We start from the raw sequence: 18,853 nt of genomic DNA, 5'->3' as shown, positions 1-18,853 counted from the left end.
TGGAGGAAGCCGCCGCGGCGGGTGTAGGTGTGTCCTTCGGTGCCGGGGGTGGGGTCGTAGAGGCGTTCGGTGTCCCAGCCGCGGTTGACGGGGAAGTCGGTGGTGGCGTCGCGGCCGTCGGCGACGAGCTGCCAGAGCTGTTCGGGGGTGGTGATGTCGCCGGGGTAGCGGCAGGCCATGCCGATGATCGCGATCGGGTCGTCATCGACGGCCCCGACCACACCCACCGACACCGCGCCCGCCTCGGCACCGGCCGCGTCGGCGACCTCGGTGAGCAGGTGGCGGGCGAGCGCGACCGGGCTCGGGTAGTCGAAGACCAGGCTGGTGGGGAGCCGCAGGCCGGTGGCGTCGTTCATCGCGTTGCGGAACTCGACGGCGGTCAGCGAGTCGAAGCCGAACTCCTGGAACGCCCGCTCGGGGTCGATCGAGTCGGCGGTGGCGTGGCCGAGGACGGCGGCCGTGCGGGTGCGGACGAGTTCGAGGAGGGCGGTCTCCCACTCCTCCTCCGGGAGCGCGGACAGCTGCCGGCGCAGGCCGCTGGTCTCGTCGGACGCGGCGTCGCTGCTGCGGCGCGGGGCGGCCGGGACGAGGTCGCGCAGCAGCTCGGGCAGGGCGTCGCCCTGGGCGCGCAGGGAGGGGAAGTCGAGCCTGGCCGGGACGACGACGGCGGCGTCGACACCGGGCGCGGTGTCGAACAGCGACAGGCCCTCGTCGTCGGCGAGCGGAATGACGCCGCCCTGGGACATCCGGGTCCGGTCGACACCGGTCAGCGTGCCGGTCATGGCGCTGGCGCGGGCCCACAGGCCCCAGGCGAGCGACTGGGCGGCCAGGCCGTGGGCGCGGCGGTGGGCGGCGAGGGCGTCCAGGAAGACGTTGGCGGCGGCGTAGTTGCCCTGGCCGGGGGCGCCGAGGGTGCCGGCGACCGAGGAGAAGAGGACGAAGGCGGACAGGTCCAGGTCGCTGGTCAGCTCGTGCAGGTGCAGCGCGGAGTCGACCTTGGCGGAGAGCACCTGGGAGAGGCTCTCGGGGGTGAGTGAGGCGATCACGCCGTCACCGAGCACACCGGCGGCGTGCACGACGCCGCGCAGCTCGGTGCCGCGCGCGGTGAGGCCGGTGAGCAAGTCGGCGAGGGCGGCCCGGTCGGCGACGTCGCAGGCCTCGACGTCCACCTCGGCGCCCAGTGCGGTGAGTTCGGCGGCGAGCTCGGTGGCGCCGGGGGCCTCGGGGCCGCGGCGGCTGGTGAGGACGAGCCGGCGGACACCGTGCTCGGTGACCAGGTGGCGGGCGAGCAGGGCACCCAGCCCGCCGGTGCCGCCGGTGATCAGCACGGCGCCCTCGGCGCCGAAGGCGGAGGCGGGACGGGCCTTGCCCGGGGCGTCGTCGCCGGTGGTTCCGGCCACGGTCGCCCGGGTGAGCCGGGGGGTCCAGAACTCGCCGTCACGGTGGGCGAGTTCCGACTCCTCGGTGGCGAGCGAGGCGGCGACCAGGAAGTCGGTGGTGGCGTCGGCGGTGGCGGCCGCGTCGAGGTCCAGCTGGACGATGCGGCCGGGGTTCTCGGACTGCGCGGCCCGGACGAGACCGCGCAGGGCGGCCTGTGCCAGGTCGATGCGGGTGGCGTCGTCGGCGCCGGGCAGGGCGACGGCGCCGCGGGTCACGACGAGCAGCCGGGAGTCGGCGAACCTGGCGTCGGACAGCCACTCCTGAAGGATCGTCAGGGTCCGTCCGGTCGCGGTGTGGACGGCGGCGGCGTCGCTTCCGCCGTCCACCTCCAGCACCAGGACGGCGGGCGGCGTGTCGGAGCCGGCCGCGTCCTCCCAGCGGGCCCACGCGGCGGCGGGCGGAGCCGTCGGAACGGCGGCCTGATGCCAGCGCAACGTGAACAGGGAGTCGTGGACCAGTGCGCGGGCCGCCGAGACCTGCTCGGCCGAGATCGGCCGCAGCGCGACCGAGCCGACCGACGCCACCGGCCGGCCGGTGGCGTCCGCGAGGTCGAGGGTCAGGCTCCCGCCGGCCGAAGCGGTGAGCCGGACCCGGGCGACGGCCGCGCCGACGGCGTGCAGCGTGACGTCGGACCAGGTGAACGGCACCATGGCCTGCTCGCCCGTCAGCTCGGCGAAGAAGGCCGGGTGCATCGCGGCGTCGAGCAGGGCAGGGTGGACACCGAACCGGGCCGCGTCGGCGTGCGCGGACTCCGGCAGGGCGAGCTCGGCGAACAGCTCGCCGCCGCGCCGCCAGGCGGCCTTGAGCCCCTGGAAGACCGGTCCGTATCCCAGGCCGACCCGGGCGAAGTCCTCGTACAGGCCGTCGGCGTCCACCGGCTGGGCGCCGGCCGGCGGCCACGCGGTGAGTTCGGTGCCGGCGCGACAGGCGCCGGGGGCCAGCACGCCGGTGGCGTGCCTGGTCCAGGGTGCGCCGACCGAGGAGCTCTGCAGGCGCGAGTGGACGCTGATGGTCCGGGCGCCGGTGCGGTCGGCCGGGCCCACGACGACCTGGACGGCGACCGCGCCGCGCTCCGGGAGGACCAGCGGGGCGTGCAGGGTCAGTTCGGCCAGCGCCTCGGCGCGGACCTGCTGCCCGGCGCGCAGGGCCAGCTCGACGAAGCCGGTGCCCGGGAAGAGCACCGTGTCGCCCACCCGGTGGTGGGCGAGCCAGGGCTGGGCGTCGACGGAGAGGCGGCCGGTGAGGACGACACCGTCGGAGTCGGCGAGCACGACGGCCGCGCCGAGCAGCGGGTGGTCGGCGGTGTCGAGGCCGGCGGCGCGGACGTCACCGGCGGCGGGACGGGACTTCACCCAGTACCGCTCGTGCTGGAAGGGGTAGGTGGGCAGGTCGGTGTGCTGGGTGTTGAGGCCGGTGAAGGCGGTGGTCCAGTCGATGGTCACACCGGTGGTGTGGAGCGAGCCCAGGGCTGCGAGGAGGGTTCGGGTCTCGTCGCGGTCGCGGCGCTGGGTGGGGATGGCGGTGGTGTCTTCGGTCGTCTGCTGGGCCATGGCGGTGAGGACGGCGTCGGGGCCGATCTCCAGCAGGGTGGTGACGCCGTGGTCGGCAAGGGTGCGGACGGCGTCGGTGAAGCGGACGGCGGCGCGGACCTGGTCGACCCAGTACTGCGGGTCGGTGAGTTCGGTGGTGGCGAGGGTGCCGGTGACCGTCGAAACGAGCGGGATGGTGGGCTCGTTATAGGCCAACTCCCGTGCCACGGTGGCGTACTCGGCGAGCATGGGCTCCATGAGCACGGAGTGGAAGGCGTGGGAGACGCGGAGCTTGGAGGTGCGGCGGCCCTGGGCGGCGAAGCGCTCAGCGAGCGCCTCGACAGCGGTCGCTTCGCCCGAGATGACCACGGAGCGGGGGCCGTTGAGGGCGGCGATGTCGACGCCGTCGGTCAGGTGCGGGGAGATCTCGTCCTCGGTGGCCTCGACGGCGATCATCGCACCGCCGGTGGGCAGGGCCTGCATCAGCTTGCCGCGTGCGGCGACGAGTCGGGCGGCGTCGGCGAGCGTCCAGACGCCCGCGACGTGCGCGGCGGCGAGCTCGCCGATGGAGTGCCCGGCGAGGTACTGCGGCTGAACGCCCCACGACTGCAGGAGGGCGAAGAGCGCGACCTCGACGGCGAACAGGGCGGTCTGGGTGTAGGCGGTCTGGTTGAGAAGGTCGCTGTCCTCGCCCCAGACGACCTCGCGCAGGGGTCGGTCGAGCCACCGGTCGAGTTCGGTGCAGACCTGGTCGAAGCGGGCGGCGAACACGGGGTGGGTGTTGTACAACTCCTGTCCCATGCCGAGGCGTTGGGCGCCCTGGCCGGTGAACAGGAAGCCGGTGGTCCCGCCGGAGCGGGCCGGTCCGGTGAGCGGTTCGGTGCCGTCGGCGATGCGGTCGAGCGCGGTGAGCAGTTCCTCGCGTCCGGCGGCCGCGACGACCGCCCGGTGCTCGAAGCTCGCGCGGGCGGTGACCAGGGCGTGCGCGACGTCCGGCACCCGCACCTCGGGGTGCGCGGTCAGGTGGGCGTGCAGGCGGGCGGCCTGCTCCCGCAGGGCGGGCGCGGTCTTCGCCGACAGCACCACGGGCAGCACACCCGCACGAGAACCGGCATCGGAATCCGCGGCCGCACCCGCGTCGGCGACCGGAGCCTCGGTGCCCTCCGCGACCGGAGCCGCGTCCGCCTCCTCCAGGATGATGTGGGCGTTCGTCCCGCTGACCCCGAACGAGGACACTCCGGCCCGGCGCGGCTGCTCGCCGCGCGGCCAGTCCCGGGCCTCGGTCAGCAGCTCGACCGCGCCCGCCGACCAGTCGATGTGGCTGGACGGCCGCTCGGCGTGGAGCGTGCGCGGCAGGACGCCGTGCCGCATCGCCATGACCATCTTGATGATGCCGCCGACGCCGGCCGCCGCCTGGGCGTGGCCGATGTTGGACTTGATGGAGCCGAGCCAGAGCGGTTCGCCGTTCGCGCCGCGCTGCTGGCCGTAGGTGGCGAGGAGCGCCTGGGCCTCGATCGGGTCGCCGAGCGTGGTGCCGGTGCCGTGCGCCTCCACGGCGTCGACCTGGTCGGGCGTGAGGCGGGCGTCGGCCAGGGCCTGGCGGATGACGCGCTGCTGGGCGGGGCCGTTGGGGGCGGTGAGGCCGTTGGAGGCGCCGTCCTGGTTGACGGCGGAGCCGCGGACGACGGCGAGCACGGGGTGGCCGTTGCGGCGGGCGTCGGAGAGCCGCTCCAGCAGCAGGATGCCCACGCCCTCGGACCAGCCGGTGCCGTCGGCGTCCTCCGAGAACGCCTTGCAGCGGCCGTCGGGGGCGAGGCCCTGCTGCTTGCTGAAGGCGATGAACGGCGCCGGGGTGGCCATCAGCATGACACCGCCGGCGAGGGCGAGCGTGCTCTCGCGGCGGCGCAGCGACTGGACGGCCAGGTGCAGGGCGACCAGCGAGGAGGAGCAGGCGGTGTCGACGGTGACGGCCGGGCCCTCCAGGCCCAGGGTGTAGGAGACGCGGCCGGAGATGACGGCGGCCGAGCTGGCGGTGGTCAGGAAGGACTCGGCGAGCTCGGGGACGCTGTCGAGCAGGTAGCCGTAGTCCTGGAGGCCGGAGCCGGCGAAGACGCCGACCCGCCGGCCGCGGGCGGTGGTCGGGTCGATGCCGGCCCGCTCGAACGCCTCCCAGCAGGCTTCCAGCATCATCCGCTGCTGCGGGTCGGTGGCCGTCGCCTCGCGCGGGCTGATGCCGAAGAAGCCGGCGTCGAAGTCGGCGGCGTCGTGGACGAAGCCGCCCTCGTCGACGTAGCTGGTGCCGCTCTGCGCCTCCGGGCCGCCCTCGCCGGTGCCCGTGGCGCCGCCGCGCAGCGCCTCCAGGTCCCAGCCGCGGTCGGTCGGGAACCGGGAGACCGCGTCGGTGCCGTCGGCGACCAGCTGCCACAGCTCCTCGGGGGAGGTGACGCCGCCCGGGTAGCGGCAGGCCATGCCGACGATGGCGATCGGCTCGGACTCCTGGCTCTCCACGTCCTGCAACCGCTGGCGGGTCTGGTGCAGGTCCGCGGTGACGCGCTTCAGGTAGTCGAGGAGCTTCTCGTCGTTTGCGTTTGCCATCTCAGTCACACCGGGTCTCTTTGTGCAGGGCTGATGGTCCGCCGCGTGGGGCGGGCCGGTCGCGCGAAGTTCGGGGGCTTGCCCCCGGGCCGGCGGGTCGGGCGGGTCCGGGGGCGGTGCGGGGCGGCGGCCGGTGGGGCCGCTCGCCGGGGGGCCGTGATCAGGACAGGCCGAGCTCCTGGTCGATGAAGGCGAACACGTCGTCGGCGGAGGCGGTCTCCAGGCGGTCGGCCACGTCCTGGCCGGGCTCGCCGGCGGGCGGCTGGTTGAGCCGGGTCGCGAGCGCCTGGACGCGGACGGCGATCTGGTCGCGTTCGATCTCGGCGGGGGAGAGGAGCGCGATCGCGGCCTCCAGCCGGTCGAGTTCCTCCCCGGCGGGCAGTGGCCCGGTCGGGGCCTGCGGTGCGAGTTCGGCGAGCAGGTAGCCGGTGAGGGCGGTCGGCGTGGCGTAGTCGAAGATCATCGTGCTGGGCAGTCGCCGGCCGGTGGCGTCGCCGAGCCGGGTCCTCAGGTCGACGGCGGCGACGGAGTCGAAGCCGAGGTCGGTGAAGGCCCGGCCGGCGTCGATGTCGTCCGGGTCGGCGTAGCCGAGGACGGCGCCGACGTGCTCGCGGACCAGGCCGAGGACGGCCGTCCGCCGGTCGGTTTCGGAGAGCGCGGCGAGTTTCGCCGCGAAGGCGGGCGCGGCGGTCGCCGCGTCGTCCGGGGAGGCGTCCCCGGTGAGGGCGGCCCGGACCTCGTCCAGCTCGTCGAGCAGGGGTCGGGGGCGGGCCGCGGTGTAGGTCGGGGCGAACCGGGACCAGTCGAAGTCGGCGACGACGACGCCCTGTTCCGGGTCGGCCAGGACCTGGCCGAGGGCGCGCACGGCACGCTCGGGGGCCATGGCGGGCGCGCCGATCCGGCGCAGCAGGGCGGCGAGCTCGGCGTCCACCATGCCGGCGTCCCAGGAGCCCCAGGCGACCGTGGTGACGGCGAGTCCGGCGGCCCGGCCCTGCCGGGCGAGCGCGTCGAGCTCGGCGTTGGCGGCGCCGTACGCGGCCTGGCCGGCGCTGCCCCAGACGGCGGAGCCGGAGCCGAAGTGCACCAGGGTGGTGGCGGGGCGGCCGGTGAGCAGCTCGGCCAGGTGCCGGGCCCCGGCCACCTTGGCGCGGGCGACGTCCGCGAACTCCGCCAGGGGCAGCTCGGACACGGTGGCCACGCGCTGGGCGGCGCCCGCGGCGTGCAGGACGGTGAGCGGGCGGTCGGCCGGGACAGTCGTGAGGACCCGGCGAAGCTCGTCCCGGTCGGCGACGTCGCAGGCGGCGACGGTCACGGCCGTTCCGAGGGCGGCCAGTTCGGCGGTCAACTCGGCGACGCCGGGGGCGTCGGCGCCGCGCCGGCTGGTCAGCAGCAGGTCGGTGGCGCCGCGGCGGGCCAGCCAGCGCGCGACGTGCGCGCCGAGCCCGCCGGTGCCGCCGGTGACGATCACGGTGCCGCCGGCGGGCGGCGACCACGGCTCCGCGCCGGTCCCGGTGGCCGTGGTGGCCGCGGCGCGGACGAGCCGGCGGACGAAGGTGCCGTCGGGGCGGACCGCCAGCTGGTCCTCGCCGTCGGTCCGGGCGAGTGCCGCGCGGAGCGCCTCGGCGGCCCGGGCGTCGACGACGGCGGGCAGGTCGACCAGGCCGCCCCAGGTGTCGGGGCGGTCGAGCGAGCGGCTCACGCCGAGGCCCCAGACGGCGGCCTGGGCCGGTCCGGTCGCCTCCTCGGCCTGCCGGACGGCGACGGCACCGCGGGTGGCGCACCAGAGCGGGGCGGTCGCCCCGGCCTCGTCGAGTGCCTGGACCAGGGTGACGGTGGCCGCGAAGCCGCGCGTGAGCGGGGCGTGTCCGGCGTGCTCCCGCTCGTCCAGGGAGAGCAGGGAGAGCACGCCGGCCGGGCGTTCGGCGACCGCGCGCAGCTCGTCGGCGAGAGCGGGAACGGCGGTGTCGGGGGCGACGGTGACGGTCCGGACGTCGGCGCCGCCGGCCGTGAGCGCGGCCGTGACGGCCGCCACGACGTCCGTACCGGCCTCGGACCCGGCGGGGACGGCGAGCAGCCAGCTGCCGGCCGGCCCGGACGGCGCCGCCTCGGCGGCCGGGGCGGGGCGCCAGACGGTCCGGTAGTGCCAGGACGCGAGCTCGGTCTCCGCCTCGAACTCCCGGCGCCAGGCGGAGACCGCGGGGAGCACCTCGGCCAGGGCCTGCGGACCGACGCCGAGGCGGTCGGCCAGCCGGGCCGGATCGGTGGACTCCAGCGCCTCCCACCAGGCGCTCCCCGGGGCCGTGCCGCCGACCGGAGCGGGCGCGCCGGTGGCCGCGGTGGTCGGGGCAGCCCAGTAGTGGCGGCGCTGGAACGGGTAGGTCGGCAGCTCGACGCGCCGTGCACCGGATCCGGCGAAGTACGCGGCCCAGTCCACCGCGGTGCCCCGGGCGTGCGCGGCGGCGACGGCGCGGACCAGCTCGGCCGCCTCCTCGCGGCCGCGCCGCTGGGCGGGCACGAGCAGCAGGTCGCTGCCGTCGGGGACGCAGTCGGCGCCCATGGTGGTGAGCACGGCGTCGGGGCCGACCTCGATCAGGGTGGTGACGCCCTTGTCGGCCAGCGCGCGGACGCAGTCGGCGAAACGGACTGCCTCGCGGGCGTGCCGGACCCAGTACCGCGGGTCGGTGAGGTCCGCCCCCGGCCCGCCGGTCAGACCGGAGACGATCGCGACGGTCGGCTCGTGGTAGGTCAACTCCCCTGCCACGGCGGCGAACTCGGCGAGCATGGGCTCCATGAGGGCGCTGTGGAAGGCGTGGGAGACGCGGAGCCTGGAGGTGCGGCGGCCCTGGGTGGCGAAGCGCTCGGCGAGCGCCTCCACGGCGGCGGTCTCGCCCGAAATCACTATGGAACGCGGCCCGTTGAGGGCGGCGATGTCGACGCCCTCGGTCAGGTGCGGGGTGACCTCGTCCTCGGTGGCCTCGATGGCGGTCATGGCGCCGCCGCCCGGCAGGGCCTGCATCAGCTTGCCGCGTGCGGCGACGAGTCGGGCGGCGTCCGGCAGGGTCCAGACGCCCGCGACGTGGGCGGCGGCGAGTTCGCCGATGGAGTGCCCGGCGAGGTACTGCGGCTGGACGCCCCACGACTGCAGGAGCGCGAAGAGCGCGACCTCGACGGCGAACAGCGCGGTCTGGGTGTACGCGGTCCGGTCGAGGAGGTCACCGTCCTCGCCCCAGACCACCTCGCGCAGCGGCCGCTCCAACCACCGGTCCAGCTCCGCGCAGACCTCGTCGAAACGTGCCGCGAACACGGGGTGGGCCTCGTGCAACTCCCGGCCCATACCCAGGCGTTGGGCGCCCTGGCCGGTGAACAGGAAGCCGGTGATCGCGCCCGCGCGGGCCACGCCGAGCGCCGCGCCGGGGGCGAGGTCGCCCTCGGAGATCCGCTGGAGCGCGGTGAGCAGCTCCGTGCGCCCGGCGGTCGCGACGACCGCCCGGTGCTCCAGCCCGGCGCGGGTGGTGGCCAGCGAGTACGCGACGTCCAGCAGCCGCTCGTCCGGGCGGGCGGTCAGGTGCTCGTGCAGCCGGGCGGCCTGGGCGCGCAGCGCGGCGCCGCCGCCGCCGCTGAGCGGGACGGGGACGACGCCCGGAGCGGCCTCGGTGGCGGCGGCCTCGTCGGCGGGCGCGGTGTCGGCGGGGGCCTCCGGGGCCTCCTCGATCACGATGTGGCTGTTGGTGCCGCTGAGGCCGAAGGAGGAGACGCCGGCCCGGCGCGGGTGGTCGCCGCGCGGCCAGTCCCGGGCCTCGGTCAGCAGTTCGACCTTGCCCGCCGACCAGTCCACCTCGGGGCTCGGCGCGTCGACGTGCAGGGTGCGCGGCATCAGGCTGTGGCGCATCGCCTCGACGACCTTGATGATGCCGCCGACGCCGGCCGCCGCCTGGGCGTGGCCCAGGTTGGACTTGATGGAGCCGAGCCGCAGCGGCTCGCCGTTCGCCCCGCGCTGCCGGCCGTAGGTGGCGAGGATCGCCTGGGCCTCGATCGGGTCGCCGAGCGTGGTGCCGGTGCCGTGCGCCTCGACCAGGTCGACCTGGTCGGCGGAGACCTGGGCGTTGGCCAGGGCCTGGCGGATGACGCGCTGCTGGGAGGGGCCGTTGGGGGCGGTGAGGCCGTTGGAGGCGCCGTCCTGGTTTACGGCGGAGCCGCGGACGACGGCGAGCACGGGGTGGCCGTTGCGGCGGGCGTCGGAGAGCCGCTCCAGCAGGAGCAGGCCGGCGCCCTCGGCCCAGGCGGTGCCGTTGGCGGCGGCGGCGAAGGAGCGGCAGCGGCCGTCGGGGGCGAGACCGCGGTCCTGGCTGAAGCCGACGAAGGAGCTGGGCGTGGCCATCACGGTGACGCCGCCGGCCAGGGCGAGGGTGCACTCGCCGGAGCGCAGGGCCTGGGCCGCGAGGTGCACGGCGACCAGCGAGGAGGAGCAGGCGGTGTCGACGGTGACGGCCGGGCCCTCCAGGCCGAGGGTGTAGGAGATCCGGCCGCTGGCCACGCTGGCCAGGCCGCCGGTGCCGGAGCCCTCGGCGTAGTCGTGGTAGACGACCCCGGCGAAGACGCCGGTGCGGCTGCCGCGCAGCGAGGCCGGGTCGATGCCCCCGCGCTCCAGCAGCTCCCAGGAGAGCTCCAGGAGGATCCGCTGCTGGGGGTCGGTGTCGCGTGCCTCGCGCGGGCTGATCTTGAACAGGTCGGCGTCGAACTCGCCCGCGTCGTGCAGGAATCCGCCCTCGCGGACGTACGTCCGGTCGGGGGTGCCCGGGCGCGGGTCGTAGAGGCCCTCGGTGTCCCAGCCGCGGTTCTCCGGGAAGGGCGAGACGGCGTCGCGCCCGTCGGCGACCAACTGCCAGAGGTCCTCGGGGGAGTTGGCGCCGCCGGGGTAGCGGCAGCTCATCGCGACGATCGCGATCGGCTCGTGGGCGCGTGCCTCCAGCTCGCGCAGCCGGCGGTTCGCCTGCTGGAGCTCGGTGGTCGCGCGCTTGAGGTAGTCGCGGAGCTTGTCGTCGTTCCCCATCGCACCGTTCCTCATCGCACCGTTGCCGTTCGAGCCGTTGCCGTTCGAGCCGTTGTCCATCGAGCCGTTGCCGTTCGAGCCGTCGTCATTCGGGATTCGCCGATCGCGGGGCCGCCCGCGGCGGGGCCCCGGTCCGCCCACCGGTGCGCCATCAGAGCGCTCCCAGTTCGCCGTCGAGAATGTCGAAGAGTTCGTCGTCGCTGGCGAACTCGGTGTCGCGCACCGCGTCGGCGCCGTCGGCGGCCGGTCCGCCGGCGTCGTGCCAGCGGCGGGCGAGCGCGTCCAGCCGGGCGGCGATCCGGGGGTGGGCCGCGTCGGCATCCCCCAGGGCGTGCAGCGCCGCCTCCAGCCGGTCGATGTCGTCCAGCAGGAGCGCGGCCGGGTCGGCCTCGACCGGGGTGATCGAGACCGCCAGCAGCCCGGCGGTGGCGAGCGCGTTCGGGTGGTCGAAGACCAGGGTGGCCGGCAGTCGCAGGCCGGTCGCGGCCTCCAGGCGGCGGCGCAGTTCGACCGCGGCGAGCGAGTCGAAGCCCAGCTCCTGGAAGGCGCGGTCGGGCTCGACCGCCTCCGGCGCGGCGAGGCCGAGCACGTCGGCGACGTGCCGGCGGACCAGTGCCAGCAGAGCGCCCTCCCGCTCGGCCGCCGGCAGCTTCAGCAGCCGGCGCACCAGCCGGGCGCCCTCGGCGTCGGCGGCGGCCGCAGTGCCCTGGGTGCCGAGGAGGCCGGCGAGCGGGCCGACCGGTTCGCCGGCCCGGGCGCGCAGCGCGGCGCGGTCGAGGTGCAGGGCGGCGAGGGCGGGCTCGCCGGTGCCCAGCGCGGCGTCGAACAGGGCGAGCGCCTCCCGGTCGGTGAGGACGGGCGTGCCGAACCGTGCCATCCGGGCGTGCTGCGCCTCGTTGGCCGGGCGGCCGGCGTCCCACGGGCCGAGGGCCAGGGCGAGGGCGGGTGCCCCGGCGGCGCGGCGCTCGGCGGCCAGCGCGTCGAGGTGGGCGTCGGCGGCGGCCTCGGCGGCCCGGCCGAGGCCGTGCAGGGCGGCGGTCGCGCCGCCGACCAGGACGAACGGGCCGGGGACGGCGCGGGTGGCCTCGTCCAGGAGTCGGGCGCCGGCGGCGCGGTGGTGCCAGACGGCGGCGAAGCGCGGTTCGTCGAGCGCGTCGAGCAGGGCGCCGCCGCCGGGGTCGGCGACGTGGACGACGGCGGTGAGCGGGTGCTCGGCGGGGACGCCGGCGAGCAGGGCGGCGAGGGCCGTCCGGTCGGCGAGGTCCACCGCGGCGGTGGCGGCCCGCTCGGCGCCGAGCGCCCGCAGCTCCGCCGCCAGCTCGCCGAGCCCGGTCGCGTTCTCGGCCGTGCCTCCGGCCGGGTGCCCGGTCCCGGCCAGGAGCAGGTGGCGGGCTCCGTGGGTGCGGACCAGGTGCCGGGCGAGCGCGGCGCCGGCCGGCAGGTCGGCGCCGGTGAGCAGGACCGTGCCGGTGGCGAAGGGCCGCTCGGCGGACGGGCGGGCGGCGACGGTGTCCGCGGCGGGGGCGTACGGGATGCCCTGACGGATCGTCAGTTCGGCGTGACCGGAGCGCAGTGCGGCGCCGAGGGCCGCGCGGGACTCCTCGCCGCCGTCCAGGTCGACGACGGCGAACCGGCCGGGGTGCTCGGCCCGCGCGGCGCGCACCAGGCCGAGGACGGCCGCCTGCGCGGGATCGGCGGGCCGGTCGGGGGTGGCCACGGCGCCCTCGGTGACCACGACGAGCCGGCTCGCGGACCAGCGCTCGTCGGCCGCCCAGCGGCGCAGCAGCGCGAGGGTGCGGGCGGCGGGCCCCCGGTCGGTCCCGTCGGCGGGCGCGGAAACAGCCGTGGCGGGGACGGCCGCGGGGTGGAGCACGAGTGCGGGCCGGGCCGGGCCGTCACCCGCGGCGGCGTCGAGCGCGTCGAGGTCGCGGTGCACGGCGGCCGGGGAGCCGTCGGGCGCGGTCGTCGCGTACGGGTCGGTGCCGAGTACGGCCCACCCGTGGGCGTGGCCGCCCTCGTCGGCGGTGTGCCCGGACGCGCCGGCGGCCACGGGCGCCCAGCCGAGGCGCAGCAGGGTGCCGGTGGAGCGGGCGGCGGCGAGGTCGGCCGCGTCCAGCGGACGGGTGGTGAGGACGGCGTCGAGCACGGGCTCGCCGTCGGCGTCGGCGAGGTGCAGGGCGAGCCGGCCGGGCCCGGCCGGGGCGAGGCCGGCCCGCAGGGGGCCGTCCGACGCGCGGTGCGCGGTCAGGCCGCTCCACGCGACGGTGGTGTGGGCCCGGTCGGCGTCCTCGCGCAGCAGGTGGGGCAGGTGGGCCGCGGCGTCCAGCAGGACGGGGTGCACCAGGTGGCCCGGGTCGGTGACGCCGGAGGGCAGGGCGAGTTCGGCGAACAGCTCGTCGCCCCGGCGCCAGCCGGACTGCAGGGCCCGGAACGCCGGGCCGTACTCCTGCCCGGCGGCGGCCAGCCGCTCGTACGCCTCGTCGACGTCGACGGGCCGGGCGCCGCGCGGCGGCCACTCGGCGGCCACCGCCGGGGCGGGCGCCCGCTCGCCGTCGTGCCGGGCGGCCCCGAGGGCGCCGGTGGCGTGCCGGGTCCACGGCTGGTCGGTGCCCTCCGGGCGGGCGTGCACCCGGACGGTCCGCTGCCCCGGCTCCTGCCCGGGGGCGACGGTGACCCGCAGCTGCGCGCCGCCCTCCGGCAGCGCGGGGAGGGACTCCACGGCGAGGTCGACCGGGCCGCTGTGGCCGAGGTGCGCGGCGGCGGCGAGGGCCAGCTCGGCGAGCAGGCTCGCGGGCACCACCGCGGCGTCCAGCAGCCGGTGGTCGGCGAGCCAGGGCTGGGTGCCGGGGGAGAGCCGGCCGGCCAGCACGGTGAGGTCGCCGTCCGGCTCCTCGACGGCGGCGCCCAGCAGCGGGTGGCGGGCGGCGGTGAGGCCGGCGGCGGTCACGTCGCCGCTGCCCGGTCGGTGCTCCAGCCAGTAGCGGCGGTGCTCGAACCGGTAGGTCGGCAGCTCGACCGGCGCGGTGGCGCGGCCGGCGAAGAAGGCCGCCCAGTCGACGGCGAGTCCGTCGACGTGGGCCCGGCCGAGGGCGGCGAGCAGGCCGCGTTCCTCCGTGACGCCCTTGCGCAGCAGCGGTACGAACGCGGCGCCGGCGGCGGTGCCCGGCGCGGTGGTACTGCCCGGCCCGGCGTCGGGGGCCGCGTCCAGCACCGTGTCACCGAGCGAGCTGAGCGTGTCGCCGGGGCCCAGCTCCAGGAAGCGGGTGGCGCCGTCGTCGAGCAGCGCCCGCACGCAGTCGGCGAACCGGACCGCACCGCGTACCTGGCGGACCCAGTAGCCGGGGGTGAGCATCCCGGCGGCCCCGGCCGCGTCCCCGGTCAGGTTGGAGACCAGCGGGACGGTCGGCGCGCGGTAGTCCAACTCCTGTGCCACGGCGGCGAACTCGTCGAGCATCGGCTCCATCAGGGCGGAGTGGAAGGCGTGCGAGACCCGCAGCCGGGTGGTCCGCCGGCCTTCGGCGGAGAGCCGGTCGGCGAGCGCCTCGACGGCCCGGGCCTCGCCCGAGACCACCACCGAGCGCGGGCCGTTGACGGCGGCGATGTCCATGCCCGCGGTGAGCAGCGGGACGACCTCGGCCTCGGTGATCTCGACGGCGGCCATCGCGCCGCCGGCCGGCAGCGCCTGCATCAGCCGGCCGCGCGCGGCGACCAGCCGGGCGGCGTCGGGCAGCGACCAGATGCCGGCCAGGTGCGCGGCGGTCAGCTCGCCGATCGAGTGGCCGGCCAGCCGGTCCGGCCGCACGCCCCAGGACTCCAGGAGGCGGGCGAGGGCGACGCCGATCGCGAACAGCGCGGCCTGGGCGTACACCGTCCGGTCGAGGAGTTCGGCGTCCTCGCCCCACAGCACCTCGCGCAGCGGTCGGTCGAGGTGCCGGTCGAGCTCCCCGCAGACCTCGTCGAAGGCCCGGGCGAACGCCGGGTGGGCGGTGTACAGCTCGCGGCCCGCGCCGAGCCGCTGGGTGCCCTGGCCGGGCAGCAGGAAGGCGGTCGCGCCGCCGGGCCGGGCCTGGCCGGGGCCGGCCAGGGAGGCCCGGGCGGTGCCCGGGAGCGCGGCGCCGGGGGCGGCCGCGGCGAGCAGGTCGAGGGCGGTGAGCAGCTCGTCCCGGTCGGTGCCGAGCACCACCGCGCGGTGCTCGAACCGGGCCCGGCCGGTGGCGAGGGCCGCGCCGAAGTCGACCGGGCGCCGGTCCGGCTGGGCGCGCAGCGCGGAGGCCAGCGCGGCGGCCTGGCCGGGCAGCGCGGCACGGGTGCGGGCGGAGACCGGCAGCGGCACCACGGGCCCGTCGGTGTCGGTGCCGTCGGGGCCGGCGGTCCCGGCGGCGGCCTCCGCGTCCACCGGGGCCTGCTCCAGCAGCACGTGCGCGTTGGTGCCCGACAGCCCGAAGGAGGAGACGCCGCAGCGGCGCGGCCGGCCGGTCCGCGGCCACGGCCGGGCCTCGGTCAGCAGCTCGACGCCGCCCTCCGCCCAGTCCGCGTGCGGCGTCGGCGCGTCGACGTGCAGGGTGCGCGGCAGCACGCCGTGCCGCATCGCCATGACCATCTTGATCAGGCCCGCGGCCCCGGCGGCGGCCTGGGTGTGGCTGATGTTGGACTTGATCGAACCCAGCTGCAGCGGCGCGGCCCCGTCCGCGCGGCCCCGGCCGTACGTGGCGAAGAGCGCCTGGACCTCGATCGGGTCGCCGAGCGTGGTGCCGGTGCCGTGGCCCTCCACCGCGTCCACGTCGGCCGGTGCCAGCCCGGCGTCGGCCAGCGCCTGCCGGATGACCCGCTGCTGGGCGGGGCCGTTGGGGGCGGTGAAGCCGCTGGAGGACCCGTCCTGGTTGACGGCGCTGCCGGCGATCACGGCGAGCACCGGGTGGCCGTTGCGGCGGGCGTCGGAGAGCCGCTCCAGCAGCAGGACGCCCGCGCCCTCGGCGCAGCCCGTCCCGTCGGTGGCGGCCGCGTACGACTTGCAGCGGCCGTCGGCGGCCAGGCCGCGCTGCCCGCTGAAGTAGACGAACATGTCGGGCCCGGCCATCACCGCGACCCCGCCGGCCAGCGCGAGGTCGCACTCCCCGGCGCGCAGCGAACGGGCGGCCAGGTGCAGGGCGACCAGGGAGGAGGAGCAGGCGGTGTCGACGCTGACGGCCGGCCCCTCCAGGCCCAGGGTGTAGGAGACCCGGCCGCTGACCAGGCTGCCGCCGCTGGTGGAACCGGCGTCCACGCCGAGCCCGTAGTCGTGGTACATCACCCCGGCGAACACCCCGGTGGCGGAGCCGCGCAGCGCCGTGGGGTCGATCCCGGCGCGCTCGAAGGCCTCCCAGGAGATCTCCAGCAGCAGCCGCTGCTGGGGGTCCATCAGCTGGGCCTCCGCCGGGCTGATCCCGAAGAAGCCGGGGTCGAACAGCCCGGCGTCGTGCAGGAACCCGCCGTGCCGGGTGTAGGAGCGGCCCGGCCGGCCGGGCTCCGGGTCGTACAGCGCCTCGGTGGCCCAGCCGCGGTCGGTGGGGAACGGGGTGATGGCGTCGACGCCGTCGGCGACCAGCCGCCACAGTGCCTCGGGGGAGTCGACGCCGCCGGGGTAGCGGCAGCCCATCGCCACGATCGCGACCGGCTCCTCGGCGGCCGCCCGGGCGGCCTCGGCCTCGGCCAGCCGGCGGCGCGTCTCGCGCAGGTCGGTGGTGGCGCGCTTCAGGTAGGCGAGCAGCTGCGCCTCGTCACTCATCGTCGACTCTCTCCCCGTGTCGGCGCGCTGCCGCCGTCGTCCGAACTCTGGTGTGTCTGAGGGCCCCTGGGGGGCCTGGTGGTCGCCCGGCCGGTGGCGGGCGGGCGTGCCCGGTGCCGGCTCCGGCGGCGCCGTCGGTCGTGGCGACCGCGCCGCCGGAGCCGCCGTGCCGCTACCGGGCGGGGTCGGCGGCCGGCCGGACCGGCGCCAACTGCGGGAACTGGCCGAGCGCCTGGGCGTCGGTGAGCGGCGGGCGCTGCGGTCCGCGCATCACCGCGAACATCACGGAGGGCGCCATCATCGCGGTCATCGGCGCGACCAGCGTCGAGATGTCCTGCATCCGGCGCGCCACCATCGGGTTGTCGGCGACGGTGCGGGCGAAGCGGACGCCGAACTTGCGCTGGCCCTCGCCGCCGCTCAGCTTCAGGTTGGTCTCGACGCCGGGGAACCAGCGGTCGTTGGTGATGGCCATCTGCCACGGGCCGGCGCCGATCCGGGCGACGGCCTTCTGCACCCGGCGGGCCAGGCCGGGGACGAGCCCGGTCTTCTCCAGCTGGGTGCGCAGCGCCAGCGCGCCCATCGCGGCGACCGACATGCCGGTGCCGAAGTTGGGGCTGAGGACCATCACCGAGTCGCCGAGCGCGAGGAAGCCCTCGGGCATCCGCGCCTTCTCGAAGCGGCGCCGCCGGTTGGCCAGGCCGCGCGAGGCGCGCATCGGGGTGACCGGCTCGGCCATGGCGAGCAGGTCGCCGATGACGGAGTGGCGCATCGCGCGGGCGAAGTCGAGGAACTCCCGCTCCTCGGTGGGCGGGTGGTTGCCGCGGGTGCCCATCAGGGCGACGATCCAGCGGCCGTCCTCCTGCGGCATCAGGGCGCCGCCGGCGGCGTGCGGGCCGTTGCCGGGGCGGGTCTGCACCAGGATCCCGGGGAAGTCGTCGCCGAAGCCCTCGGGCACCAGGTAGGAGCGTCCGACATAGGCCAGCCCGGTGTCCAGGCGGTCCTCGTGGACCGGGCCGGCGCCGAGGTCGGCCAGCCACTGCGGGGCCTTGGAGCGGCTCCCGGTGGCGTCGACGACCAGGTCCGCGGTGAGCGTGCGGACGGTGCCGTCGGCGTCCTCCACCTGCGCGCCGGTGACCCGGGCGGCGGTGCCGGTGAGTCCGGTGACCTTGGTGCCGGTCAGCACCTCGACGGTGCCGGCGGCCAGTGCGAGGCGGCGCACGGTGTGGTCGACCAGGGGCCGGCTGCAGGCGATGGTGTAGGCGTCGCCGTCGGTGCTCCGGCTCCAGCCCTCGGCGCCGAGCAGCAGGAACTGGCCGACCTTCCGGTGGTGCGCCCCGGCCCGGTACAGCGCCTCGGTGGTGCCGGGCAGCAGCGCGTCCAGCGCCTGGGCGCCGCCCGCCATCAGCAGGTGGTTGTGGTGCGCCTGGGGCACCCCGCGCCGGCCCTGCGGGCCGTCCGGGTACTGGTCGCCCTCGACGACGGTGACGGAACCGACGTGGGGCAGGAGGGCGACGGCGGCGGTCAGGCCGGCCAGGCCGCCGCCGAGCACGAGGGCGGTGGTCACTTGACGACCTCCCCGGCCTCCAGGCGGCGCTTGGCCTCGGCCTCCAGGAAGTGCAGGCTCTCGACCATCTCCTCGCGGGTGGACTTGAGGAAGAAGGCGCGGAAGAACGGCACGAAGCCGCCGTGCACGGCCACGTCGCGGGTGATCTCCACCCGGCCGTCGGGCAGCACCTCGAAGCGGTTGTCGATGCACATCTTGCCCATGGGCATCTTGGTGGTGGTGGAGAAGGACTTCTCGACCTCGACGGCGTCCACGGTGAACGGGGCGCCGCCCTCGCCGGGGGTGCCCTTGGGCTTGTTCCAGCCGGTGGCGCCGACCACGAAGGGCCCCTCGAAGCCGGTCTTGACGTAGTGCTCGTCCCACTCGGGCCAGGAGGCCACATCGGTGATGGTCTGCCAGATGGCCGAAATATCGCCACTGATGACCGCCGACACGCTGAAGTTCAGAGCCATGGGTACCGCGACAGCCTCTCGTCGGAAGGTGAGGGACGGTGCATCGAAACGGGGAGGGAAGCGGTGCATCGCCGCAGGGTGCGCCGGGCAGGCAGGAATCGGGGGATCTCGGGAAACGCGCAGGTAGCGCCGGGCGCCCATTCAAGCCAGCCGGGCGGTGCGGCTGCCAGTGGATCCGCCCCCTAAACAGACCCCCGGCACCCCTAACCGCCCGCCCGTCGGCGCAGGCCACGCCCGGTGGGGCCGGTCACCTGCCGCGACCCCTTCCCCCTTACCCCGGTCGGCCCGCCGCCCCGTCCGCCGGAGGGCGGCCCCTAGCAGGCGGGGCGGGCCGGTGACCCCTAGATGTGCGGCGGGCGGCCCGGCGGGCCCGGACCGGGGTTGGAAAGGCACCCGCGCGTGGCGCACGGTGGGTCGGTGCTTACGTCGACCGATCACCTGTCCGGCCCCATCGGGGGA

At 76.7% G+C, this 18,853-nt stretch carries 4 protein-coding genes and 1 pseudogene; all 5 read right to left on the bottom strand.

The features are described from left to right. On the bottom strand, positions 1 to 5,573 hold a 5,573-nt coding region (locus tag ACWD4P_RS15280; RefSeq protein ID WP_449779915.1), incomplete at its 3' end, for an SDR family NAD(P)-dependent oxidoreductase. 151 nt (positions 5,574 to 5,724) lie between these two features. Next, entirely contained in the window at positions 5,725 to 10,614 is a 4,890-nt protein-coding gene (locus ACWD4P_RS15275) for a type I polyketide synthase (protein WP_449779914.1), read from the bottom strand. A 151-nt stretch (positions 10,615 to 10,765) separates the two neighbouring features. After that, positions 10,766 to 16,342 (bottom strand): annotated as a pseudogene (locus ACWD4P_RS15270) (beta-ketoacyl synthase N-terminal-like domain-containing protein); the annotation flags it as partial. A gap of 208 nt (positions 16,343 to 16,550) precedes the next feature. Further along, positions 16,551 to 17,942, bottom strand: a complete 1,392-nt coding sequence (locus ACWD4P_RS15265) for an NAD(P)/FAD-dependent oxidoreductase (protein ID WP_449779913.1) — start codon at positions 17,940 to 17,942, stop codon at positions 16,551 to 16,553. Further along, complete coding sequence (locus ACWD4P_RS15260) at positions 17,939 to 18,394, bottom strand: SRPBCC family protein (protein WP_359829589.1); 456 nt, start codon at positions 18,392 to 18,394, stop codon at positions 17,939 to 17,941. Before ACWD4P_RS15260 ends, ACWD4P_RS15265 begins: the two co-directional genes overlap by 4 nt. Positions 18,395 to 18,853 lie beyond the last annotated feature (459 nt).

The organism is Kitasatospora sp. NPDC002543 (assembly GCF_053594915.1).
The sequence above is the reverse complement of the archived record's forward strand: the minus strand, read 5'-3'. Positions and strand labels throughout refer to the sequence as shown.

Excerpts from the sequence above, each read along its gene's own strand:
- ACWD4P_RS15260 (WP_359829589.1), bottom strand. The coding sequence starts at position 18,394 with ATGGCTCTGAACTTCAGCGTGTCGGCGGTCATCAGTGGCGATATTTCG.
- ACWD4P_RS15275 (WP_449779914.1), bottom strand. The coding sequence starts at position 10,614 with ATGGGGAACGACGACAAGCTCCGCGACTACCTCAAGCGCGCGACCACC.